This window comes from Paenirhodobacter populi, from assembly GCF_004022215.1.
GTDB classification, from domain to species: Bacteria; Pseudomonadota; Alphaproteobacteria; order Rhodobacterales; family Rhodobacteraceae; genus Rhodobacter; species Rhodobacter populi.
On sequence record NZ_SAUZ01000004.1, the window covers coordinates 122,556 to 145,332 of the forward strand.

Below are 22,777 nucleotides of genomic sequence, written 5' to 3' on the forward strand. Positions count from 1 at the left end.
TGCGGCATGACGCAAGGTGGACTGAAATTTGATTCCAAGGTGCAGTTTGCAGGGCACGAAACGTTCCCTCTTCGGCTGCTATGGCTTAAGAAAGCCTACGATGCGATCGGCGACGAGGCGCACATAGGGGTATTCCAAGAGCAGGAAGCTATTACACGCTTCGGTGTTGGTCGCAATATGGCCGCCTCAATGCGGTATTGGGCGAATACATCTGGTTTTTTTGAAGAGGCTGAGCGGATAATTCGCCCGACACCAATCGGCCGCGCGATTTTGCGAGATGGGGGGCTCGATCCTTTTTTGGAGCAGATGTCGACTATCTGGCTGGTTCATTGGCACATTGCAAGTCTGCAAACGAGAGCCACAACGACCTTCTATGCCTTTAACGTCCTGAATGCGATCGATTTTGAACCCGCGACGTTACTCGATGAAATCTTCGGATTGGCTAAGGCACAAGGCTGGCGCGCGACCCGTGGGACACTGAAGCGCGATATCGAAGTGTTCCTGAGGAGCTATGTCCGCAAGGGTGCTATAGTGAGTGAAGATGCCGCAGAGCCGTTACTTGCTGAGCTCTCTATCATCCGCGAGGCCCGTTTGGGTGGATGGTACGAGTTTGTTCGCGGCCCAAAGCCAACACTTCACGATGCGATCTTTACATATGCCCTAGGCAGCTTCTGGGAACGTAGCGGGGGATCGACCACACTTACCGCCGAGCAGATCTGCTATGCCCCCGGTTCACCGGGTCGCGTCTTCAAGCTCGACGAAGACAGCGTTGTCACTCGTTTGATGAGGCTTGACGATGTGACAAATGGCGCCTGGCAGTGGGTTGATACTGCAGGCCTTCGGCAGATTCAGCGAACTGCAGATATAGACACAGCAAAGTTGATCCGCACGGCGTATCGGGTTACTCCCTCGAGGAGAGCTGCTCCATGACTATGCTCTCAATGAAAGTGGCGATAGACAGGCGTTTTGCACGCTCAGCACGCTTGGATGCCGACCTTAATGGAACACCGCCCCTCGTTGGCTATGTGCTGCAAGGAACAGCCGCAAAGGCACTAACCGTCCTTGCGGAGAGCCAGATTGAGAGCCAGCAGGGGGCGTTTACTTGGACCGGCCCCTATGGCGGGGGCAAATCCAGCGCTGCACTGCTGCTCGCAAATCTTGTTGCCGGGCATCGACAGAATATGAAAGTCGCCAAGCAGATCGCAGGCTCCGCGCTGAGCGATCTGTACGCGAAGGCGTTTCCGAAGCGTGGAGGTGAATGGCGAGTCGTCGCTGTGACCGGCGGCAGGGTCCGATTGCGCGATGCTATCGCCGATGCCAGTGCAAGAACCTTCGATTGGGATGCAGAGCAGCTAGCAAATGCAAGGACAACGGACAGCGCATTGATAGATGCACTGCTACCAAATGAGCCGCAACAGGTGAGCGGAACCCTAGTCATCCTGGATGAGCTCGGGAAGATGCTGGAACACGAGGCGCTAGAAGGTGGTGATGTCCAACTGCTCCAAGATCTGGCCGAACGGGCGTCCCGTAGTAACGGGCGCTTGGTTGTTATCGGCATCCTTCATCAATCCTTCGAGCAATATGCAGCCCGTGCTGCTCGTGACGCTCGACAAGAGTGGGCCAAGGTCCAAGGACGATATCAGGATATTGCATTCCTAAGTGGCGCCGATGAGACGGTTGCGCTTCTTGGGCGCGCAATCGCAAGTGATCCACCGCCATCCGCCTTAGAGCGGGCCCGGATCGTTGCGGAAGCCGTATCGAAACGGCGCCCCACCGAAGCAGGTATTCTGGCCGCTGCCTTGGCCGATACATGGCCCCTAAACCCTGTGACCGCTCTGCTCCTCGGTCCAGTGTCACGTGCGCGCTTCGCACAAAACGAGCGAAGCGTTTTTGGATTCCTGAGTTCAGCTGAACCCTCGGGCTTCCAACAGTTTCTTGCCGAAACCAAAGTGGGTAAGGGAACATACGATCCCTCAGTTCTTTGGGATTACCTAGCGTCCAATTTCGGGATGACATTGGCCAGTGGCCCCGATGGCAGTCGCTTCAGTCTCGCTTTCGAGGCGATCGAACGCGCAGGCGCTAAAGGCGGAGGCCTTCATGTCGCCCTCACCAAGTCGGCAGCGGTTATTGAGTTCTTCCGCAACGGATCTGGCGTTGCATTGGCTGATGACTTTATCGCTGCAGCACTTCCAACGGCGGGCAACCTCGAGCTAGCCGCCGCCATCAAGGACTTGCTGGACTGGGCTATCCTCATCCGTCAACCTCGTTTGGGTGGCTACGCTCTTTTCGCCGGAAGTGACTTTGATCTGGACGACGCCGTTGGGCGTGCAATTACCCCAATCGACAATCGACAGCTTGAAAGTATCCCTCACCGAGCAGGCTTCGGCTTTGCGACAGCCAAGCGCCACTACTTCGTAACTGGAACGCTACGCAACTTCGAAATTGTCCTTCAGGTTGCAGGCACGGGCGATACGGCCAAAGTGCTGTCTGAAACCCTGCTCTCCCGCAAGGAACACGGCAGCGGCGTTCTTGCACTCATGCTGGGTGATGGCACTCTAACATCCCACGAACTGGATGACTTGGCTAAAAGCACGGCCAAACTGCTCAACGGCAAGAATCGCGCCGTAGCCATTGGAGCCGCTGCCGACAGCCTTGCCTTGCGCACGATCGCGTCGGAGTTACTGGCTGTGGAGCGCGTGATCCGCGATCATCCACAGCTAGAGGGAGATCGTATTGCACGTCGTGAAGTTGCGGCGCGCCACTCTCTTTGTGTTGACGAATTACATCGCAGTCTCGAAGCAGCACTCGAGACTGCGCGCTGGATTCTGGCGCCCGCACCTGAGAAATCCTGGCAAGAACCTCTTGCAGTAGTTGCAAGTGCATTGGCTGATGCAGCATACCCGTCAGCTCCGATCCTCAAGAGCGAACTCCTCCAGCGGGACAAGCCGTCATCGAATGCCAACGCCGCATTGCGCGATCTCGCGTATGCGATGGTTAACCGACCCGCAGAGGAAAACCTCGGCATAACAGGATATCCTGCCGAGCTCGGCTTGTACCTCACAGTCCTAAAACCATTCGGTCTTCACCGTGTGAGAGCAGGTGGAGAATTCACTTTTGGTGACCCGGATCTAAGCGAAGCAGGGCAATCATTACAGGCTGCCTGGAGCCTTCTCGATGATGTTGGAGCAAATGGCTTAGACGCCGTTTTTAGCCAGTGGTCCCTACCACCCTTTGGAATCAAAGCCGGCGTAATGCCGCTTCTTGCCCTTGCTTATATGATGTCCAGACGCGAAAGCGTCGCGGTCTACATCGATGGTGTATATCAAACTGCGATCAATGAGGTGGTCGTAGATAAGCTGCTTCAGAGACCCTCTGAGTTCCGTTTGCGGCGCGTGGACAGGTCCGTTCGCGAAACCGCGTTTCTCAGCGGCTTGGGTGAGCGCCTCGGTGTTGCCTGGAGCGAGGGCTCGCTCCCGGTAGCAGCTGCACTGTTTCAACGATTTGAAGCGCTCCCCGCCTACTCCACACGCACTAACAATATTGACGCGATCGCACTGAAGATCCGTGCGATCGTAACAAAGGCCTCAGATCCTGAAGCACTTTTGTTCGACGATCTGCCTCAGGCGTTCGGAAACCGGCTGACAGCGGAGCTGATCTATGACGGTCTCCTTGCCTGTGAGGCCAGCTATCCAGACCTCCTTGAGGAGCTGCGTCAAGCTCTCGCCAAGGCCCTCGGCGTTGATGCCGGCACATTCGACGGGATTTCTGACCGCGTAACGACGATAAAAGGGCTTACCAGTGACTATGGGTTTGAGGCATTCGGCGATCGCGCCGCCGCCATCGAACGAGGCACCGGTGACCTAGAGAGCTTGGTAAGCGTGCTGCTGCACCGCCCAGCCAAAAGCTGGTCCGACAGGGATCGTGAACAAGCCCTTACAGAAATTGCGCGGTTCGGGAGGCGTTTCCGTGAGTTAGAGGCACTTGCGGTGGTCCGCGATAGACAGTCTCATACCGAAGCGCTCGCCTTGGTCGTTGGGCTGGATCCAAAGACACCGCCGCTCATGCGCAGCTTCGTCTTGAGCGATAGAGAAAAGAATGCCGCGGCCACTCTCGCAGAGAGAGTGGTTTCTGGCCTTCGGGCTGACAATAGATCTGGCCGGCTAAGGCTAGCGGCGCTTGCTCGCGCGGTCGCTATGCTCGCCGCCGAGGGCGATGATGAGGTGGACGCAACATGAGCACGGAGCGGCATATCCTTGGAATCTCTGGCGGGCGCGATAGCGCGGCGCTCGCAATCTATATGCGGCAATACAGACCCGAAGTGCAGCTCGAGTACTTTTTTACCGATACAGGGAAAGAGTTGCCTGAGGTCTATAGGTTCCTGGACAAATTGGAAGGTTTCTTGGGCCGTCCGATTGAGCGGTTGAACCCAGATCGTGATTTCGACTTCTGGCTCAAGGAGTATGGAAACTTCCTTCCCTCGCCGCGCACACGCTGGTGTACGCGTCAACTCAAACTTCGCCCCCTCGAGCATTGGTTGCGCAAAGACCTCGACGGCGGCATAGTCGTGCATTCTTATGTAGCGATCAGGGCAGACGAACCGAGCCGTGAGGGCTATCAAGCGACCCACCCCAATATGCGAGTGCACCTCCCGCTGCGGGACGCCGGCATAGATCGGCCCGGAGTTCTTGAAATTCTTAAGCACTCCGATGTTGGAGAACCTGATTACTATCAATGGCGGTCGCGCTCGGGTTGCACCTTCTGCTTTTTCCAGCAGAAGATCGAATGGGTCAGGCTCTTCGAAGAGCACCCAGATCGGTTCAAGGAAGCTGTCGATTACGAAAAGACAGCGCTAGACGAAGGGTCACCGTTTACGTGGAGCCAAGGGGAAAGCCTCACAGATCTGATCCAGCCCAAAAGGGTTGAACAGATTAAAAGCGACTACCAGAAGCGTCGTGAACGCCTGCTTCGGAATCGTAAAGTTAATCCTCTCTCTGCGAACACAGGAACAACGGTCGACGATATCTATGGTGTCGACGAGGGCTCAAGCAGTTGCGTGATCTGTCATAAATAGAGAATCGGCTAAGTGCGGCCGGCGCCAGGTTTGAGACGGACAACAAAACTCGCCGGAGCAATCTCATAACGATCACCGAGAAAGCTGGTCATCCATTCTCGGACTATTAACCACTGTTGCTCTGCGTCCAGGTCCCGGGCGACTGGCATCTGGTGGATGATGTCGGCGCCGTCAGCGTCCCGCAAATCATCAGCAGCCGCTGCAAGTATCCGTTGCACCGCCGGCATCCGCTCGAATGACGCGGCGACAGCTTGGCGGAAAGCCACCTCCTGTAGACCGGACGGGATACCGAGCGCATCGATGTCGCTGAGCGCCGCCTCCAGGACAGATGCGGCCAAGCGGTCACGTGTCTGCGGCATATAGGCTTGGAACAGGCGCGAAGGCGCTGCGAGCTGCGGCAGCCACAGCACGGCCGGGGCTGTTGTGGTGGCGTCTGAGACGAGGTTTAATTCGGGCACATGGAGTTCCTCTACGAGCCTGCGCATCCGGTCTCGCTCCTCGAGAGCCGCGGGCCGAGCTTCTGCAAGCTGTTCGAGAAATTGGCGGACAGCTTCGTCAGTCGACGCTAGCGTAGTAAGCAATTCGAGGTTTGGTTTGTCCGACCAGCCGAGTGCGGCACCGGTCAAATTTGCGGACCCTATAAGCGCAGCGTGATCCGCGACATAGATCTTGGCATGCAGGCGATCAAGAAGTTCAAGCCGCGCCCCATGCCTCGCAGCCACAACATCGAAAACTTCGAGATCGCTCACGCCAACCGCGATCTCAGCAGGAAGCCACCGCGTCACCACGCGGACCGTTACGTGCGAAGGTATCGTCTGCAGAAGGCGTCTCAGCACCCCCGCCTTGATAAAGGGAGCACAGATCAAGACGCCTCGCGTCGCGGCTGCGAGGTGTTCAACCAGTCGGTCTCCATCGCGACGCATCAGACGTCCTCGGCGCTAACGGGCTCAAGAAAGTCCCGCGCCAACTTTCCCCATGCCTCACGCACCCGCTCGTAGCGCGAGAGGTTGGGTGGATCTTCTCGTTCCATGCGTGCCCACGCCGCGAACATAACCCGGACGGCTCGACTGGCTTTTAGGAGCCTATCCTGCAGCTCGGTGCTCGAAAGGCTATCGAGGTCATCGTCCGCAGAGACGGTGTCGAAGATCATCTCGAACCCTGGATGGCGCCGGTTGAATACGACTTCCGTCGTGTGACCCCGAGCGACCACTGTAAAAAGTTCGCCTGAACTGCCCAGCGTCTTGTCGATAAACAGAATCTTAAGGTCACCCGACACTACGCGCGCGACGATCTCCTCCGCCGCCTGCTCGTCAATCCCATCTTCCTTGAGATCTTCAGAAATGTCCTCGACATCCTCAGGCGTTGGGGGTGTATCGCCGTCAGGGATTGGGTTGGTCTTGTCCCGCTCCTTCCACTTCTCGTTCGTATCCTCGGTCGGATCACCATCGCCGTGCCGCTTGCCGGGACGGCGGGAACCTTTCCCCTGCACCTTGATCGTCTCACGAAGCGCGCGAAGATTGCGTTTGATTGCCTCGGAGAGGTGTAGGAGAACCCCCTTAGGGTCGCCCTCTTCACGGAGACGCTCTATAACTTCGGGAAGTGTCTCTTCACCCTCCGCGAGTTCCCTCCAATCAAGGGCGGAAAGTTCGTTGAAGACAGTTGCTGCCTGCTTGTTATTGGTGACGCCAAAAATCTCATCCAGATCGGCAGGGAATTCAACCTCGCAACCCCACCATCGGTCGCGAGGATCGTATTGGATGGTCCAGGAGCGATCAAGCATCAGCTCCCGCCCTGCTCGCATGACAGATACGCCGATGTTTTCGGCGGCATCCTTGCCATACTTTGTATCGCCGCGGTTGGAGCTGCCAGCCAGTTCGAGCGTAGTCGGCTTGGCAACTGAATAGGACGTACGAACCTCGAATACCTCGCCGTTCACCTCGACGCTGATGGGTTCATCCCGCACATGCTCGAACATTGGCTCAGTATTGTAGGGAGCGGGCAGTGTAGGCGCCGGAAGGAGATACATCGGATCGTTGATGGTGACCGGGTTCTTCTCAAGAGCCAAGTCCTCGCCGCCTACGAGATTAATGCTCAGACTCTTGTCGTTGATGAAACGGCGATGGATCCGGCCGAGCAGCCAGCCAGTGTTGCGCAAGGTCGCTCTAGCGCCTTTCCAAGTCATGCGATCCGCGCCAAGCTTCGACCAAACGACGAGCGTTCCGCTGGTACCAAGCCCTTCTGCACGCCTACGCCATTCTTCGGGCACAGAGGAAGGTCGAGGTAGTGGCACATCTCTCAGCTTGCGCTGACGGATCTCATCGACGTCCAAATACGAATGCAACGCGTTATCCGGGCCATTTTGCCAGGTCCAGATATCTACTCGTGCAGCCTGAGAGATTGAGGCATTGGGAAGACCCATGCCGAATCGACCAATGCCGCTACGGTCATTGAGACGAGTGCCGTTGCCGAACTGCAGCGCCTTGCGGAGCACTATTCCGGTCATTCCGTCGCCGTCATCGAGAACTGCGATCTTGGCAAGTCGCTTTAGATGACGCTGATTGATTTGCTGCACCGTCTCGACACAGATGATCTCAACTGACTTGGCATTGGCCTGAACCGAGTTGTCGATCAGTTCGGCCAGTGCATAAGCGGTATTCTTGTAGCCGTTGTCACGCATCGCCTGGATGGCGAGGTCGGGCGGGATAAAGGAAGCATCTTCCTGATCCGTTTCGGTTTCAGTGTTCATTCCAAACATCTTCCCAGTTGAAGAAAGCTTCTGCGACGTCCCCGAATCCTGGATAGTTCGGATCATGGACCGTCAGAATCTCGCAGGTTGCGTTGCCCCCAGCCTTGATGCCTCGCGTTGCGCGGCCGACCATCTGACTAAACAGCACCAGGGACTTGGTTGGGCGAGCTATAATGGCCGCACTCGTTCTTGGTGCATCGAAGCCGGTGGTCAGCACACCGAAGTTGCAGACCACGATCGGCCTCGCTGCAGGCGATTTGAACGTCTTAAGGATTGCCGATCGGCGTGCAGCCGGCGTCCCGCCGGTCACGACGAGGCTTTCAATCTCATAGGCACTGAGAGCGGCTGCCAGATCCTCGGCATGACCCACCGAAGCCGCAAACAGAATGATCCGTTGATGCCCCCGGTTGATCAACTGCCGAACTCCCTCAATGACAGCGAGGTTGCGCCCCGTGTCCATCGCTAGCTTCTCGAGTATATCGTCCGAATAGTCGTCCAGCCGGGCAAGCCGTTTCAGCGCCTCAGGCGACGGCGATGTTTCCGGCTGGTATTCAATCCTCGAAAACTCGGGCCTCGCCAAATATCCTTCCGTAAGCAGGTATTCTACAGGATTATCATAGCCATCGACTTCAAGCACCACCTTGGATCCACCAAAGAATCTAGCTAGTTCCTTGTCCTCAGCGATGTCGTTCCAAGAGCGCCCTGGAGTCGCCGAAAGGCCGAGTACCGCGTCCGCTTGACCTGCGTCTGCGAGGCCTTCAATGACAGCGCGGTAGGTCGGCGCAATAGCCTGATGCGCTTCGTCCATCACTATGAGCCGAGTCCTCGCACTCAACCGTAGGAATCCTGTGCTATCGCGGGATCGCCAGGCATGCAGCTTTGCGAGACCGCCGACGACGACTCCGTCAGTCAAGTCGCCGGGCGCGTCGTTGTAGTCTCCCCAGAACCGATGCAGTACAAGGGGACGGTTGCCGAGAGCTGCCCAGGCGGTTTCGAACGTCTCGGCCGCCTGCTCAAGGAGCTCGCGACTGCTGGCCAGCCAAGCCACCACGCAAGGCTCCGATTCATTCAGAATGCGCGCAATATAATGCATCGCCGTTCGTGTTTTACCGGCACCCGTTGGCATGTGGATGAGTGTGCGTCCATAACCGGACCCGATCTTACCGTAAGTCCTTCGCACCACCGACCGCTGGTGGGCAAACAGCCCAAACTGGGTCCCAATGGATTGCCGCGGCAATTCTCTTGCCGCGTTAGCAAGCTCCTCCGGCTCAAGACCGAAAAAACCCGAGACGATGGGCCAAACGGCGGACGATGTCAGGTGGTCAGATAAATCCCTCTCAACGACCAAACCTTCTTTGGCCACACGGTGTTCGAGCTCGTCGATTTTCCCGGGATCAAGGTTACGAAGTAGTGTCTTCCTAAGATCTGGCGAAGAAAAGACCAGACGCGGCCTGTTCCGGATCATGCGCAACGCTGCCCTCTTGAGGGCGGTCCGGTCAGACTGTGTTCCGATCGGAAGCAGGGGCAGAACACGCGTTCCAACAACGATCTGGAGGTCCCGAATGGTAAGGCGATCAAGGACGGCATCAAGCATTTGCCCAGGACTACCGCCAGCATATCCACGCTTGATGTCAAAGCTCACTGGTATCTTGTCCTAGCTCTGTGCCCGATGGGAGGATTGGGTACTTAAGGGAAAGGAATTTGGTTCTAGCCGGAAATTAGGTTGTTCGGTGACAGCATATTGCTATCGCATCCTCGCGACCGCGTGAAGTCTCAGGATTGCTGGCTACGAATCTCTGCAACATCGGTCAAAGGACGACCTTGGCGAAGTCGCGCACGAAACATGCAACAGGTGCACCGTGGCCCCTTAGACGCTGATCGATGTTTCGAGCAGCAGGGCCTTCGGGAGCTAACGATCAGCTTCCCTCGCGGGGACACTTCGTTCATGTTGCTAAGGAAACACCACTATTTTTGCCGCACGTATAGATGAGGAACGTAGGGAAAGCATGGCCGAGCCAAGCCTGAAGGATAGCGTTGCGCGGATATCAAGGGATACCATCTCCGCCTTGACTGCCGTGGGATCCGCTGCGCGAGCCCAGCTCGCCGAACGCAGCACCTCTGGTGCGGACGCGTTTGCGAACATCAATACCTTTACGTCCGGCGGAGCGGTGAAGTCTCTCGGCGATATCGATGAAGCCCGCGCGCGCAGCCTTGTCTCACTTGCAAGGGAACCTGCCATCGCTCGTATCGTGGTCGAACTCGAAGACGGGGAGACAGCGACTTACTACATTTGCCGAAACACTGCGGAAAGCTTCGGCAACGCAGCGTTCAGACTAGCCGGCCGCAACACTCCCGCTGGCCGCTTGGCGTCGCTGAATGTCGGCGACGATTTTGAGCTCCAGCTGCCCAAAGGTGAAGTTACCGTCACCGTGCTTGAGAAAGGGATCCTTCATCCACAGTTTACTGACACGTTTTGGGATTCACAGAATTCGGTTCTATACACAGAATCTTACGGCCCGATCACCGTGCCGTCGATGCAAAAGCTGCTGATCGAACCAAGCCAGGCATCGCTAACCGAGGAAGACCTTCTCGCCCATATTTTGGCTGAAGCGCAGCAAACCGATGATATCATCGAAGGCATCAGGCGCACCGTCATCACCAAAATGGGGCTGCGAGACCAACCCATTCTTGACCGTTACCAGGACGAAATTTTCCGCCTTCCACTGCAAAAGCAGCTCCTGATTATTGGGCCGCCGGGGACAGGCAAGACAACCACGCTAATCCGAAGGCTTGGCCAAAAGCTGGATCAGGCCTATTTCGAAGACGACGAGCGGCGTCTCGCCTCCTCAGCTGAGGCCGAGAGCGGAATGCCACATAAAGATAGTTGGCTCATGTTCACGCCAACTGACCTACTGAAGCAATATCTGAAAGAGGCATTTGCGAGAGAGGGCATCGCGGCACCTGACCAGAAGATATCAACCTGGGACCGGTATCGTCTGGAGCTTGCCCGCAATCATTTCCGCATCCTGAAATCCAGTGCGGGCGGCGGTGCTTACGTGCAGCAACGTGACGCAAAGATTCTCCTTCCGGAGACGATAACCGGGCAGACTGACTGGTTTCTTGACTTCAACGAATGGCAGCTTGCGGAGTTCTGGTCCGAGCTCGCCGCCGCCGCCGAGACACTGAAAAAATCCAAGCGCGCGGATGTCGCTCGTATCGGCAATGAAGCTGAAGCCCTTCTCGGCCGTCTACGGCGGCTTACCACTGCCAGCGCTCTGCTGGAACTTGTCCGCTTCATTGGATCGGTCCAAGAGCCTCTGTCTAGCCTGCGAGCCGAGTCTGACGAACGCATCCGCCGTCACATCAATTTTCGGCTCAACCATGACCGCGGGCTGCTGACGGACTTCGCGCGCTTTCTCGATACGCTCACCCCAGAAGAGGACCTTGAGGAAGGCGACGGCGAAGACGATGAAGACGTTACACCGGCTCAGACGCCAGTCGCAAAGGCCTTGGCGGCATTTACCTCCAACATAAGGAGTCAGGCCATTGCTGCCGCCTCCGGCCGGACAGCCCCGCGAGGCGGCCGGGCAGCCCGCATCGCTACTTGGATCGGCGACAGAACCATGGAGCGCACCGAACTAAGACAGCTTGGCGACAGCCTTCAACTCCAAGCAGCACTGCGGCGTTTCACAAATCCCATCAGGCGGTATGTCAACGGCCTCCCAGCTCGCTACCGACGTTTCCGTCGGGCGCGCATCACGGAGGCACGGTGGTACGATACTGCTGTCATGTCTGCTGCGGATGCCCATCCGCTTGAGGTCGATCTAATGCTGGCAGGTACACTCGACGTCCTGGCAGAAATCGTGACGGAACCGGCACTCGGCCGATTGCCGGACAGCGGGGCGCTCGAACCTGTGCGCCAATATCGCACACTCGTCCGTAATCAGATCATGGTCGACGAAGCAACAGATTTCTCACCGCTCCAGCTTTGCAGCATGGCGGCTCTATCCAATCCGACCATTCGTTCGTTCTTTGCCTGTGGTGACTTCAACCAACGCATTACCCAATGGGGCAGCCGGTCGAACGAAGACATGAGCTGGGCGGTTCCCGGCATCGACGTGCGGCCTATCGAAGTGACTTACCGCCACAGCAGGCAGCTCAGCCACCTCGCTTCGGAAATCGTTCGCCTCTGCTCCGGCCAAACGGTTCATGTGACTCTGCCCAAAGACATCAAGAGCGACGGCGTCGATCCCGTGCTTGCCACGAACCTCGTAGGCCACGATGCCATCGCCGACTGGTTGGCAGAGCGATTAGTCGAAGTCGAAGGTCTCACATCGCCTCTGCCCTCGGTCGCCGTTCTGGTGAATAGCGAGCGAGAAGTCGGACCGCTTACCGAGGCGCTACGTAAGCGTGTCGAAGCACACAACATGAATGTCGTCCCGTGCTACGAAGGTCAATTTGCGGGACAAAACAATGATATCCGGGTCTTCGACGTCCAGCACATCAAAGGCTTAGAGTTTGAGGCCGTATTCTTTGTCGGCGTGGACGACCTAGCCGAGCAGTATCCCGATCTATTCGATAAGTATCTCTATGTCGGAACGACCCGCGCGGCCACATATCTTGGGTTAACCTGTCATGGCGCCACCTTGCCGGAAAAGATCGAGAAAACTATGCCACTTTTCAAAAAGGCGTTCGCTTTCTGAGCCCAGCAGTGTCAAGCACCGCAGCCATCTGATCAGGGTCTGGCGGTAATAGAGATCTAGTGTTGATCACAATTCCCACAAAGCGATTGCACATCGAAATGAAATTTACTCTAATGGAGGCCACCAGACCACTCGGGCGCGATCCAATTGCGCTAGAACATTGTTCGTCCGCGCAAGAGGGTTCTCCTCAGCATAGTATGCCCCTTGTCTCGCGCCCGGATGCGCACAACAAATACTGGAAGGAACAGCCGGAAGATTTCGGGTCGCTGCACGGAAGCTACTTTGTGCCTCCCCTCCGAAGAGTAGAAAAACTGGCGGCCTCCGTCGCAAAGCCAGTCGTTCAATCAGTCTCAGCGTCACTGGTCGCCATAAAGCTTGATGCGCCCTTTGGACTCGTCCGCGTAGACGCTCGCGCGCTCGCGCATCGTGATCACCACGGACATCCGTGAAGGTCCAAGCGGCATTCAGGAATAGCACTCCTTGTTCAGCTGCCAGTGTATCGAAATACCCCGCTATAGCTCTCTGATTGGGGAGGCGTTCCCTGACCTGCTGACGTATCAGATTCCAGCCAGCAGCATTCTGGTCTACTTGTAAATCTGGTTCTACGATGGCGACGGCCGATTGGAACAGTTTCCTAATACTATCCGCGAAGCCACGGGTATACGCAGCGCCATCCTCGAATGCCCGCCCAGTGGCCCGCTCATGCTCGGGATATGGGTCCTGCCCAATCACGACGACGCGGGTCCGGGCGGGTGAAATGCGGCTGAAAGCACGAAAAAGATGCCGTCCGCCTTCTTGAACCAAGGAAGGATAGGACGGGGAGAATTCGCCGTCTTGAACCCGGGCAAGCAAAGGTGATTCAATTTGTGGATCTACACCGGCAAATACTGGACGCCAGGCCCTCGGCACGGCCGCCGCCCATCCCTCGGCCAAGGGGACGCATATGCGCTTGTAAAGTCATTCCTATCTCCGTTCGTCTCTCCGCGGATCCACTGGGCGTAGTAAATGACTAGCGGAGTGATTATTTCGATTGCCTCGACCGCATCTTCCAGGACCTTCCCGACACGGAGAGACCACATCCTTAACTTCTCTATGTCATGGTATTTGCATACATAGCAGCAAGGTGTGGATGTTTAAATGCTGTAGGAGCGTCGAGTAGCGTGAGGGCGATTGCTCAACGCTGTCAGCCGGCTTCAATGCGATAGCCGCGTCGTTGCTTTACGGAGACCAGCTTCGTCAGAGCCGCCCGAGCCTCCTCCGCATGATCGAAGGTCTCAAGCATCACGCGCCCCGGCCCGCCGATGCGTCCCCAACGCCGCACCACCGAAACCCCGCCAAACAGGGTGGGCAGAATTTCAGCCGCATAAAAGCGGCGCATGTTGCGCTCAGGGTCGATCCGCTGAAGGTGAACGGGCTCATCCATGGTCGGAGCATCGCATTCTTCCCCTCATCCCGTCCAACGACAGTTTGGAATCCTGGCGACCGCTGCGATTCACAACCGTGATGAAACGCCCATGGTCGGCCGGCGGCTCACATGCCAGTATCAACGGATGCTCTGAGCATTCCCAGATCGGCCCTCCATGACGCTTCACTCTGATCCAGCCTTGCGAGACCTTCAGCGGGAGGTTCAGCGCCTGCTCGGTCAATGCATTTTGGCCCTTCAAGCCTATGAGCTGCAGGTGAAGGCCATTGTGGCGGCCTGCGAGATTTCCGGACCCGGTCCGGCATCAGGATCGGAAGTCCGTCGAAAGACGCTCGGAGAGTTGGTCAACCGGCTGCTGCATGACGTGTTCACAAGCGACGAGAACCTCGGATCACGCGCGGCTACTAGTGAACCCGCTGAGACCGGCCCGTCGTTCGATGTTCGAATGCAGTTGGGCTTCGCTACGGACGATATGGCGAAAGTGGAGGCAGGTCTGCGCGAACTCGTGTGCATGCGAAACGAACTCGTCCACCATTTTCTGCAACAACATGAACTGGGCACTCTTGCAGGCTGCCAACGAGCCGAGGCAGCACTGCTGGCAGCCTCGGTCCGGATCAGACAGCACCTCGATGAGCTACGTGAGTGGGCTAGCAATCTGGATCAGGTCAGAGCAAAAGCATCGGAACTCGTGAATTCCGACGCGTTTCGCGACCTGATCGTTCATGGAAAAGTGCCCTGGTCCAACACAGTGATTGTCGAGGCGCTTCACAAAGCTGCTGCTATACTGGCCGTAGCTGGCTGGACCTCGGTCTCAGAGGCGGAACGCTGGATTTCAAAAGAGTACCCCGACGAAGACCCCTCTGGCTATGGATGCTCCAGTTGGCGACAGGTCATTCACGAGTCTGGTCACTTTGAGCTGCAATATCGCCAAACAATGGAGAAGCGCGCAGCCTGGTATCGGGTCAGAAAATCAAGAACGCCGCTGCCCAATCTTCTGAAGGGATGGGGTGGATCTCCCTCAGGATAAATCTTGCGCGGTGTAACGCAGGCAGATCCGGCAGCCGTCATTCTTACGGCGCAATCATTGCCTTGTGCAGGCGTTCCATCATCTGCACCGCCTCTCCCAGTTCAGCCGGGGCGACGGCAGCCTCCAGCCTGATCTCCACCTCCATCACCGCAATGTTCGCCGCATCTGCTGTGCCGTGACCCAGCACCGTCAGGCGCGCCAGTTGACGCCGGCCGTGACGACTGTCCTGCCGCCGCTCGACCAAGCCCGCCACCTCCAGGCCCTTCAGCACGCCCTGCATGGACTGCGGCGTGATGAAGGCCCGCTCGGCCAAGTCCGCATTGGCCTGATCCGGCCGGGCATTCAGTTCTGCCAGCACAGCATATTGAGCTGGGCTCAGACCAAGGGGGCGGAGCGCCTCTTCCATACGGCGATGCAGGGCGTGCTGCGCCAGCTTCAGTCGGTATCCCAGCAGCGGAGCCATGTCTTTGGTCATTGCAATATAAGCCGCCTTATATTATATCAGCCTCCTGATATTATCTGACTCCTCAAAGGTTGCAAGACATGCCACAGCTCATCGGTCCCGACTTCATCGGCATCCAGGTCGCCGATCTCGATGCCGCCTGCGCATTTTACACCGATGTTGTCGGGCTGACCGTCGCGCCTTTCGCGCCTCCGGGTGCTGTCGTGTTTGACTGCAAGCCGATCCCCTTCGCGGTGCGGACCCCCGTGGTCGATCTCGATGCAGTCCCGATACTTGGCCATGGCATCGCGCTTTGGTTCGGCTGTGACGATGCCGACGCGCTGCATGAGCACTTGTCGGCAAAAGGCGTGACCATCGCCTTGCCGCCGAAGGATGGACCGTTCGGTCGCTACTTCGCCTTTCAGGACCCATTCGGCTACACGATCACCGCCCATGCTGTGCAGAAGGCGGGCTGATCATGACCTTCTGGATGGGCGTTGCCTCGGCCGAACACGCGCGCGCCGGGCGAGAGGCAGGCATCGCCCAACTGGGCCATGGCAAACACATGGCGATCAAGGGTCTGAAAAAAGGAGATTGGATCGTCTACTATTCGCCGCGCGAAGGCATGGGCACGGGCGAGACAGTGCAGTCATTCACAACGATTGGACGGGTGACATCAGAGGCCCCCTACCTGTTTCCGCAGGCGATGGACTTCAACCCTTACCGCGTCGATGTCAGCTATCTTCTGAACGTGAGATCCGCGCCAATCAGACCGCTTCTGAACAACCTGGAAATGACCCAGGATCTCGGCCCCGGCTGGGGCATCGTCATGCGCGGATCAAAGAGGCGCCTTTCGGAACAGGACATGAAGTGCATTGCCAATGCCATGGGGGTGCTATCCGAGTTCGATGCCCTGAGTCGCTGATGGATGGACGCCCGGAAATGCCGGGCACCTGCGTGGAAGACCGCTCGATCTATCTCCCATGAGCAGCCAGAATGCACCCCGCATGCTACAGTGGCCCATTTCACCGCTGGCCTGCACGGGAGAACGATTCAGAGTTGTGATGAACTCTATCGCCGTAAGGCTAACTAGCCAGCTCCACTGGCACAGCCACGGATAAGGCCGTGAGACCAAGCGCCAGAACGAGAAAACCCGCCGCAAACGCGACGGGCTTTCTGCAGATCTTACGACGATGAGGGAAGGCATACACCCGCGAACCTCAAAGCCTTGCTCGTTATAGATAGGTCACTATGGTCTTCGGGTCAACATCGCTATACCGCAACGATCCATGCCGACACGCTTTTCGAACCAGTTGATCCTTGACCTTGAGGCGGTGCTGTCGCCTCCCCGGTTTGCCACCTACCTGCGTGAAGCCGGTGGAGACCGTCAGAAAGCCATGGCCCTCTACTGCTGGAACACGGATGTGTCGGCGGCCTTCTACGTCATGTTGCAGTTCTGCGAGCTGTCGATCCGGAACGGAGCGGTTGAGGCGATCGAGACGGTTTTTGGCGCGAACTGGCATCTGAACCGAGGTTTTGTCTACACCCTCCCCGCTCCCGCAAGGGGCTATAGACCCCGAGAGGACCTGGCCGACTGCGCGGCGAAGCTTCCCACAGCCGGCAAGGTTGTCGCCGAACTGAAGTTCGCCTTTTGGCGCTTCATGTTCCTGAAGGGGCAGCAGCCTCGGATCTGGGATCATCATCTGGCCCGGACCTTCCCAGGCTACGACAAGGCGCTTACGCTTTCGCAGGCGCGCGCCAGGTTGTTCGATGACATCGACGAAGTGAGAAAGCTGAGAAACCGGATTGCTCACCACGAGCCGATCTTTGCTCGCAACCTAGCAGAGGACCACGCGCGCATTCGCCGGATCATCGAATGGCGACGCCCAGACGTAGCCGCCTGGTTAGACGGCACTCAGCAAGTTACGACTCTTCTCGCCGGCCGGCCCTAGCGGGCTACAAACATAAGGTCGGGAAGTAAGATCACTCGACCTCGCCCGCAATCGGCAGATCGAACGCGATGTCAGCCTGGGGCTTCAGCAGTCCCGCATCTTCCAGCGCTTCGAGGTCCGGCAGGTCGCGCAGGGTTTCCAGCCCGAACTGCAGCAAAAACCCCGGCGTGGTGACGTAAGTGTAGGGCGCACCGGGTTCAGGGCTGCGGGGACCTCGGGCGATCAGGGCCTGGCGGTGCAGCCGTGCGATCAGATCACGGCTCACCTCGCGGCCGGTCAGTCGCGAGATCGCACCACGGGTCACCGGTTGCATATAGGCGATGATGGTCAGTACAAGGGCTTCGTTCTGGGTCAGATCACGGGTGGTATCACCCTCGCCGCGCGCCGCGCGGATCGCAGTTGCGTGTTGCACCCTCGTGCGGAACTGCCAGCCGCCTGAGATACGTGCGATTTCATAGGGACGACCGGCCAGTTCCAACGAAATATCCTCGATCAGCAGATCGAGCGCACAGTCACGACCGACCACCCGCGCCAGCACCTCCCGGCCCACCGGCTCGGAGGCGGCGAACAGCACCGCCTCGACCCGCGCCATCCATTCCCGCCAACGCAGCGCCTGCGGCAGGTCGGCGAGTTCGGTGTCCAGCGGCTCGGCGAGCTTCGGGCTCATCGTCATAACCCGTAAAGCCGGAAGCTCGACCGTCCGGTCAGCTCACGCACCAGCCCGAGTGAGGTCAGCCGGTCAAACAGCCGCCGCGCCGCGCGGTCGCTGGCCTCGCCCCCCGCCTGGGCCGCCAGCACATCCTCAGTCAGGAGCGCGGTGATAGTAGAGACGGTATCCTTTCCCGGCCGCCGCAGATGTGTCGCGCGCAAGGCATCGGCGCGGCGGGCCAGATCGATGTGCAGATCAAGGGCAGCAACCGCCCCCCTGCCCCAGGCGCTCGCACAGGCCGCAAGCCATGCCTCACCCTCCAGCCGGAACGCTGCCCGCGGCAGATGCGACGCGAGCAGCGGCACCGGCCGATCCCAGCCAAGCGCCCGAGCCAAAAGCGCATCCGCCACCCAGAGGGCAAGGCCACGCTGAGCCGGACCAAGGGCAAGCACTTCCCGCGAGGCCTCCGCCGCAAGCCGTAAGGGCGGAGTGCGCCCGACAAACCGCGCGCCGAGGTCACGCAAGACCTCAGCGCTCGCGTCGGGCGGCAGATCGAAGAAGCCAGGCAAGCGCACAGGCCAGTCGACTGATCTCAGCGCCCGTGCCTCGCCCAAGGCGCGCCAGCCGATCAGCATCCGCCCGGCCGGGCCGGGATCGTCGCCGGGCCTACGCAGGGCGAAGGCATCTCGGAGCTGCGCTTCGCCTTCCCGGCGTCCTTCCAGTTGGGAAACTGCCGCTGCGCTCGAGAGCGCCAGGCGTTTGCGCCAGAGGATGCCGACCGGATCCTCAGACCGGGCAATCGGGTCCAGTACAGCAATGGCTGCCCCGACGAAAAACATCACTGTTTCAACATCATCGCGGCCCGCACCCTGCCGGATCCATCGCGGAAGAGCCGGAGGATTTGATGGAGGCAGGGGAGATCTTGCGGCAGGTGACATGGCAGAAGGCTAGCAGGCATCGGCGCTTTATGCTAGATCGAGTTCCAATATCCGCCGCGCTCGTCCTTTCTATATAATGTCCAATAATGTTGCATTATCGGTCGTTTTGTTCCTTTATAGAGAGATGCGCTCCAAGACCCCGAAAATGCCCCGAAATCCTGCCCAAGACGCCCCGATGAGGCTGCATAGAGCGCGGGCTTCTGTCTGGGATTCTGCGGCGGCATCGCGCTTCAGCGCGCGCACGTCGGCGCGTACCGGCCGTGGAGATCGCCATGACAGATGAGGCATCCGATCTGGAAGACGTGAAGCGGGACGCCCCCTCCCCTGCCCTCCTCGACCACCAGCCCCCTGCCCTGCGGGATCTGGCCGAACGGGCGCGCGGCTATGCCGAGGCGGCCAGTTCCGTCAACACCCGCAAGGCCTATGCCGCCGACTGGAAGCACTTTGGCGGCTGGTGCCGACGTGGGGGGCTGGATGCGCTGGCGCCGGACCCGCAAACTGTCGGCCTCTATATCACCGCCTGCGCCTCCGGCGCGACGTCGGTCGGCGGGCGTAAGAACGCGGTCTCGACCATCGAGCGACGGCTTTCGGCGCTGGTCTGGGCCTATGCCCAACGCGGTGTGGCCCTTGACCGGCGCGACCGGCACATCGCCACCGTTCTCGCAGGCATCCGCAACAGCCATGCCGCCCCGCCGCGCCAGAAGGAGGCCATCCTGCCCGAGGATATTCTGGCGATGCTGGAGACCTGCGACCGCGGCACCCTGCGGGGCCTGCGCGACCGGGCAATGTTGCTGATCGGCTTCGCCGGAGGCCTCCGCCGGTCCGAGATCACCGGGTTGGACGCGGGCCGTGATCAGACCGAGGACGGGCGCGGCTGGATCGAGGTTCTTCCCGGCGGCTTGCTCGTCACTCTGCGCGGCAAGACCGGCTGGCGCGAGGTGGAGATCGGACGCGGATCCTCGTCCGCCACCTGTCCGATCGACGCGCTGGAACTCTGGCTGAAGTTTGGCCGCATCAGCCAGGGACCGCTGTTCCGTCGTGTCACCGGCGGGGGAAAAGAACCGGGGCCGTTTCGCCTCAATGGCCGCGAGGTCGCAAGGCTGGTCAAGCGGGCCGCTCAGACCGCCGGACTGCGGGGCGATCTGCCCGAGAAGGACCGCCCTGCCCTTTTCTCCGGCCACAGCCTTCGCGCCGGTCTCGCCTCCTCGGCCGAGGTCGATGAGCGCCATGTGCAGAAGCAGCTCGGCCACGCCAGCGCCGAGATGACCCGCAGGTATCAGCGCAGGCGCGACAGGTTCCGGGTGAACCTAACCAAAGCTGCTGGGCTATAAAGAAGGTTCAAGGGGGCCTCCCCCCCGCGTTTGGCGGTGAACGAATCTGCTCGCCCGAGTCGCCAGCCGGGTTCCAAATTCTGTGGATATGTCAAAATTTCCAACTGTTCCCTATAGGTTGGGGCTAGACCGCCTGTGGAAAACCATCCTTAGGTGAAACATCAAGGGCGTCACTTAAGAGCCTGATATTGCACAATATCAGCGGCGTCCACGCTGTGTGTCTTAGCGGGACTTTTGCACTACGTCAGATTGTGGTGGAAAATAGCCAATTTTCTGTTGTAAAAGGCTATCAACAACAAAGAATGAGGGCAGTCGTGAGCGAGCAGGGTTCAGCCCGATTCAAAGCATATTCTGGGCGCCTCTCCAGGGCGCTGCAAGACCATTCGCGTGAAGCATTTCCGCCTGACGCTCAGAAGACGCTCCGGCGCTTCTCGATGCGCGAGGCGGCAGAGTTCATTCGGGTGAACCAGAATACATTCCGCCACTACATCACGACAATGGCAGAACGCATCCCGGTTGGCGAACTGGACAAGAGCAACCGTCGCTACTTCAGCGCCAGCGAATTCCACGAAATCCAACGGGTTCTTTTCGAAGAAGGCAAGATCCGCCCAGAACACTACCCGCGCCGCCGCGCGGGCGAAAAGTGTCAGGTCGTCACCTGTTTCAACCTGAAAGGCGGGGTCTCGAAGACATCGACGGCCACCCACCTTGCCGAGATCCTTGCACTGCGAGGGTATCGGGTTTTGGCCATAGATCTCGATGCGCAGTCATCGATGACGAACATGTTCGGGATCACACCCGAACTCGCGCCCGACATGCCGTCTGCCTACGACGTCATCCGCTACACTGACCCCCTCCCCTGCCGGGATGCGATCCGTAAGACTTACTTTCCGAACATCGACCTCCTGCCCGGCTCGATGGACGTGATCGAATTCGAATACGAAACCGCGCTGTCGTTCCGGACCCCGGACAGCTCCAAGCCGTTCCATGGCCGACTGGCAGATGCCATTGATCAGGTTCAGCAGGATTACGACGTCGTCATCTTCGACACTCCACCGCAAATGAGCTTCGCGGTCATCGCAGCCTTGTTCGCATCTACAGGCGTTCTGATTCCGCTGAACGCGTCGATGCTCGACGCCATGTCGCTGGCGAGCTTCCTTGGGCTGGCAAGCGAGCTCATGGGCGTTGTCGAGCAGCATGCGCCAGACCACAGCTTCGACTTTATCAAGTTCCTGATCACTCGCTATGAGGCGACGGACCAACCGCAGGTCCAGATGGCCGGATTCCTGAGAACCGTACTCGGCACCGCAGTGATGAGCACGGAGTTCGTTAAATCTACGGCGATCGGCGATGCGGCGAACACCAAGCAACCTGTGTTTGAGATCGAACCCCGGGATGTGAACAAAAAGACCTATGACCGGGTGATTGAAGCCATTGGTCGGATCGCAGACGAACTTGAAGCCGAGTTCATGAAGTCCTGGGGGCGCAGCTGATGGCCCGCAAAGGAATTTTTGGAAACTCGTTGAAGAACGCGCTCGAAGGAAAGTTCGATGAGCCGGAAGACGATACCCCCCTGCCCCGTCGTTCCAGTCCAAACATGGCGCGAGCGGAGGCATCTCTGAAAGAAGAAGATCGGCGCGCAACGCGGCTGGTCAGTCCCACACTCATCCATGCCTCGCGTTTCAGCGACCGGATTGACGCCTCCGAGGATCTCAGTGATCTGATCGAGTCCATCCGGCAGCATGGTCAGCAAGTGCCAATCCTGTTGCGTCGGCTCGACAATGGCGACCTGGAGGTCGTCTATGGCCGTCGCCGCGTGCTGGCTTGCAAGGCACTGGGCATCGATGTCCGCGCTTCAGTCATGGAGATGACTGAGGAAGAGGCATTAATTGCGCAGGGCGTCGAGAACAACCAGCGCCTTGATACCTCGTTCATCGAGAAGGCGCTCTTCATCACCCGAATTCTCGATGCAGGTTTCAAGGGCGTTGTTGTCCATCGTGCCACAGGAGTGAACGACACCCTCATCTACAAGATGAAGGCCATCGTCTCAGCCATTCCCGAAAACATCATCCGGGCTATTGGACCGGCGCATGGAGCCGGTCGCCGCCAATGGGAAGCCTTGGCGGCCTTCTGTCGTTCTGCCAAACCTGCGGAGCTTCGACGTGTAGAGCAGGCAATCGGTTCAGCACAGGCATCATCGAGCCCTGAACGCCTCGAGCTAGCGATTACGGCGACAGTAGCGAAAGCCAATAGCGGTCAAGAGCTCAGCAGTCTGGTGCCCGGCCGCATAATCGCAACAGCGTCCGCGAAGAAGATAACGCTGTCAGCGGTCAACGTGCAGGATCAGCCATTCCTCTCCTATCTCAGCGAACGCATCCCCGCATTGTTGCAAGAATGGGAAGAACGAAAGGCGAGAGATTGATGATTATCTTCTTAAATCAATGCATTGCGCCCCGGTTTCACGCCAAACCTGACCGCGGTCAGGTTATGAAAGC

The 22,777-nt window shown here is 58.6% G+C and carries 19 protein-coding genes; 11 read left to right on the plus strand and 8 right to left on the minus strand.

The annotated features are described in order from the left end of the window. The first annotated feature begins 6 nt into the window (after positions 1 to 6). Genes D2T30_RS05210 through D2T30_RS05220 form a run of 3 tightly spaced genes read left to right on the plus strand, consistent with a single transcriptional unit; the run spans position 7 to position 5,071 of the window. A complete protein-coding gene (locus D2T30_RS05210) occupies positions 7 to 930 on the plus strand; it encodes a DUF4007 family protein (RefSeq protein WP_164884216.1) in 924 nt (307 codons plus the stop codon). After that, a complete protein-coding gene (locus D2T30_RS05215; protein ID WP_128208011.1) occupies positions 927 to 4,235 on the plus strand; it encodes an ATP-binding protein in 3,309 nt (1,102 codons plus the stop codon). Before D2T30_RS05210 ends, D2T30_RS05215 begins: the two co-directional genes overlap by 4 nt. Then, positions 4,232 to 5,071 (plus strand): phosphoadenosine phosphosulfate reductase family protein, encoded by an 840-nt coding sequence (locus tag D2T30_RS05220; protein WP_128208012.1) that lies wholly within the window; start codon positions 4,232 to 4,234, stop codon positions 5,069 to 5,071. The genes D2T30_RS05215 and D2T30_RS05220 overlap by 4 nt, the downstream gene beginning before the upstream one ends. Before the next feature lie 8 nt (positions 5,072 to 5,079). On the opposite strand, the gene D2T30_RS05225 is transcribed toward D2T30_RS05220, so the two are convergent. The 3 genes from D2T30_RS05225 to D2T30_RS05235 are packed head-to-tail and all read right to left on the minus strand — an operon-like array spanning position 5,080 to position 9,459. Beyond that, positions 5,080 to 5,994, minus strand: a complete 915-nt coding sequence (locus tag D2T30_RS05225) for a phospholipase D family protein (RefSeq protein WP_128208013.1) — start codon at positions 5,992 to 5,994, stop codon at positions 5,080 to 5,082. Further along, the gene (locus D2T30_RS05230) at positions 5,994 to 7,817 is read right to left on the minus strand and encodes an ATP-binding protein (protein WP_164884217.1); all 1,824 of its coding nucleotides are present in this window, start codon (positions 7,815 to 7,817) and stop codon (positions 5,994 to 5,996) included. Before D2T30_RS05230 ends, D2T30_RS05225 begins: the two co-directional genes overlap by 1 nt. Further along, on the minus strand, positions 7,807 to 9,459 hold the full coding sequence (locus D2T30_RS05235) for a DEAD/DEAH box helicase (RefSeq protein ID WP_128208015.1): 1,653 nt from the start codon (positions 9,457 to 9,459) through the stop codon (positions 7,807 to 7,809). Before D2T30_RS05235 ends, D2T30_RS05230 begins: the two co-directional genes overlap by 11 nt. A gap of 364 nt (positions 9,460 to 9,823) precedes the next feature. On the opposite strand from D2T30_RS05235, the gene D2T30_RS05240 reads away from it, so the two are divergent. Continuing rightward, positions 9,824 to 12,520: an ATP-binding domain-containing protein gene (locus tag D2T30_RS05240; protein WP_128208016.1), complete on the plus strand. Its 2,697-nt coding sequence runs from the start codon at positions 9,824 to 9,826 to the stop codon at positions 12,518 to 12,520. A gap of 105 nt (positions 12,521 to 12,625) precedes the next feature. Here D2T30_RS05240 and D2T30_RS24060 read toward each other — a convergent pair whose 3' ends face one another. Both D2T30_RS24060 and D2T30_RS05250 read right to left on the minus strand, forming a co-directional pair. Further along, positions 12,626 to 13,429: a uracil-DNA glycosylase family protein gene (locus tag D2T30_RS24060; RefSeq protein ID WP_380728049.1), complete on the minus strand. Its 804-nt coding sequence runs from the start codon at positions 13,427 to 13,429 to the stop codon at positions 12,626 to 12,628. Positions 13,430 to 13,703: 274 nt separating this feature from the next. Then, positions 13,704 to 13,943, minus strand: coding sequence for a WGR domain-containing protein (locus tag D2T30_RS05250; protein ID WP_128208017.1), 240 nt, complete (start codon positions 13,941 to 13,943; stop codon positions 13,704 to 13,706). Between the two features lie 157 nt (positions 13,944 to 14,100). Between D2T30_RS05250 and D2T30_RS05255 the strand changes: the two genes are divergently transcribed. Then, the gene (locus tag D2T30_RS05255) at positions 14,101 to 14,970 is read left to right on the plus strand and encodes an OST-HTH/LOTUS domain-containing protein (protein ID WP_128208018.1); all 870 of its coding nucleotides are present in this window, start codon (positions 14,101 to 14,103) and stop codon (positions 14,968 to 14,970) included. Positions 14,971 to 15,013: 43 nt separating this feature from the next. Here the strand turns inward: D2T30_RS05255 and D2T30_RS05260 are convergent, their stop codons facing one another. Next, on the minus strand, positions 15,014 to 15,445 hold the full coding sequence (locus tag D2T30_RS05260) for a MarR family winged helix-turn-helix transcriptional regulator (RefSeq protein ID WP_128208019.1): 432 nt from the start codon (positions 15,443 to 15,445) through the stop codon (positions 15,014 to 15,016). 68 nt (positions 15,446 to 15,513) lie between these two features. On the opposite strand from D2T30_RS05260, the gene D2T30_RS05265 reads away from it, so the two are divergent. From D2T30_RS05265 to D2T30_RS05275, 3 genes are all read left to right on the plus strand, one after another. After that, positions 15,514 to 15,888, plus strand: coding sequence for a VOC family protein (locus D2T30_RS05265; protein WP_128208020.1), 375 nt, complete (start codon positions 15,514 to 15,516; stop codon positions 15,886 to 15,888). Between the two features lie 2 nt (positions 15,889 to 15,890). Then, a complete protein-coding gene (locus tag D2T30_RS05270; protein WP_128208021.1) occupies positions 15,891 to 16,337 on the plus strand; it encodes an EVE domain-containing protein in 447 nt (148 codons plus the stop codon). 364 nt (positions 16,338 to 16,701) lie between these two features. Further along, positions 16,702 to 17,364: a hypothetical protein gene (locus tag D2T30_RS05275; RefSeq protein WP_128208022.1), complete on the plus strand. Its 663-nt coding sequence runs from the start codon at positions 16,702 to 16,704 to the stop codon at positions 17,362 to 17,364. Positions 17,365 to 17,395: 31 nt separating this feature from the next. Here D2T30_RS05275 and scpB read toward each other — a convergent pair whose 3' ends face one another. Both scpB and D2T30_RS05285 read right to left on the minus strand, forming a co-directional pair. After that, positions 17,396 to 18,031, minus strand: a complete 636-nt coding sequence (gene scpB / locus D2T30_RS05280; RefSeq protein ID WP_241651202.1) for an SMC-Scp complex subunit ScpB — start codon at positions 18,029 to 18,031, stop codon at positions 17,396 to 17,398. A gap of 2 nt (positions 18,032 to 18,033) precedes the next feature. Then, a complete protein-coding gene (locus tag D2T30_RS05285) occupies positions 18,034 to 18,951 on the minus strand; it encodes a DUF1403 family protein (RefSeq protein WP_128208024.1) in 918 nt (305 codons plus the stop codon). 272 nt (positions 18,952 to 19,223) lie between these two features. On the opposite strand from D2T30_RS05285, the gene D2T30_RS05290 reads away from it, so the two are divergent. From D2T30_RS05290 to repB, 3 genes are all read left to right on the plus strand, one after another. Further along, positions 19,224 to 20,282, plus strand: coding sequence for a tyrosine-type recombinase/integrase (locus tag D2T30_RS05290; RefSeq protein WP_128208025.1), 1,059 nt, complete (start codon positions 19,224 to 19,226; stop codon positions 20,280 to 20,282). Between the two features lie 314 nt (positions 20,283 to 20,596). After that, positions 20,597 to 21,775 carry a plasmid partitioning protein RepA gene (repA, locus tag D2T30_RS05295; protein ID WP_164884219.1) on the plus strand — a complete coding sequence of 393 codons (1,179 nt, stop codon included), beginning with the start codon at positions 20,597 to 20,599 and terminating at the stop codon, positions 21,773 to 21,775. Beyond that, the gene (repB, locus tag D2T30_RS05300; protein WP_128208027.1) at positions 21,775 to 22,704 is read left to right on the plus strand and encodes a plasmid partitioning protein RepB; all 930 of its coding nucleotides are present in this window, start codon (positions 21,775 to 21,777) and stop codon (positions 22,702 to 22,704) included. The genes repA and repB overlap by 1 nt, the downstream gene beginning before the upstream one ends. Positions 22,705 to 22,777 lie beyond the last annotated feature (73 nt).

What these genes read in the sequence shown, in the direction of transcription:
- D2T30_RS05210 (WP_164884216.1), top strand. Translation starts at nt 7, where the DNA reads ATGACGCAAGGTGGACTGAAATTTGATTCCAAGGTGCAGTTTGCAGGG.
- D2T30_RS05215 (WP_128208011.1), top strand. Translation starts at nt 927, where the DNA reads ATGACTATGCTCTCAATGAAAGTGGCGATAGACAGGCGTTTTGCACGC.
- D2T30_RS05220 (WP_128208012.1), top strand. Translation starts at nt 4,232, where the DNA reads ATGAGCACGGAGCGGCATATCCTTGGAATCTCTGGCGGGCGCGATAGC.
- D2T30_RS05225 (WP_128208013.1), bottom strand. Translation starts at nt 5,994, where the DNA reads ATGCGTCGCGATGGAGACCGACTGGTTGAACACCTCGCAGCCGCGACG.
- D2T30_RS05230 (WP_164884217.1), bottom strand. Translation starts at nt 7,817, where the DNA reads ATGAACACTGAAACCGAAACGGATCAGGAAGATGCTTCCTTTATCCCG.
- D2T30_RS05240 (WP_128208016.1), top strand. Translation starts at nt 9,824, where the DNA reads ATGGCCGAGCCAAGCCTGAAGGATAGCGTTGCGCGGATATCAAGGGAT.
- D2T30_RS05250 (WP_128208017.1), bottom strand. Translation starts at nt 13,943, where the DNA reads ATGGATGAGCCCGTTCACCTTCAGCGGATCGACCCTGAGCGCAACATG.
- D2T30_RS05255 (WP_128208018.1), top strand. Translation starts at nt 14,101, where the DNA reads ATGACGCTTCACTCTGATCCAGCCTTGCGAGACCTTCAGCGGGAGGTT.
- D2T30_RS05260 (WP_128208019.1), bottom strand. Translation starts at nt 15,445, where the DNA reads ATGACCAAAGACATGGCTCCGCTGCTGGGATACCGACTGAAGCTGGCG.
- D2T30_RS05265 (WP_128208020.1), top strand. Translation starts at nt 15,514, where the DNA reads ATGCCACAGCTCATCGGTCCCGACTTCATCGGCATCCAGGTCGCCGAT.
- D2T30_RS05270 (WP_128208021.1), top strand. Translation starts at nt 15,891, where the DNA reads ATGACCTTCTGGATGGGCGTTGCCTCGGCCGAACACGCGCGCGCCGGG.
- D2T30_RS05275 (WP_128208022.1), top strand. Translation starts at nt 16,702, where the DNA reads ATGCCGACACGCTTTTCGAACCAGTTGATCCTTGACCTTGAGGCGGTG.
- scpB (WP_241651202.1), bottom strand. Translation starts at nt 18,031, where the DNA reads ATGAGCCCGAAGCTCGCCGAGCCGCTGGACACCGAACTCGCCGACCTG.
- D2T30_RS05285 (WP_128208024.1), bottom strand. Translation starts at nt 18,951, where the DNA reads ATGTCACCTGCCGCAAGATCTCCCCTGCCTCCATCAAATCCTCCGGCT.
- D2T30_RS05290 (WP_128208025.1), top strand. Translation starts at nt 19,224, where the DNA reads ATGACAGATGAGGCATCCGATCTGGAAGACGTGAAGCGGGACGCCCCC.
- repB (WP_128208027.1), top strand. Translation starts at nt 21,775, where the DNA reads ATGGCCCGCAAAGGAATTTTTGGAAACTCGTTGAAGAACGCGCTCGAA.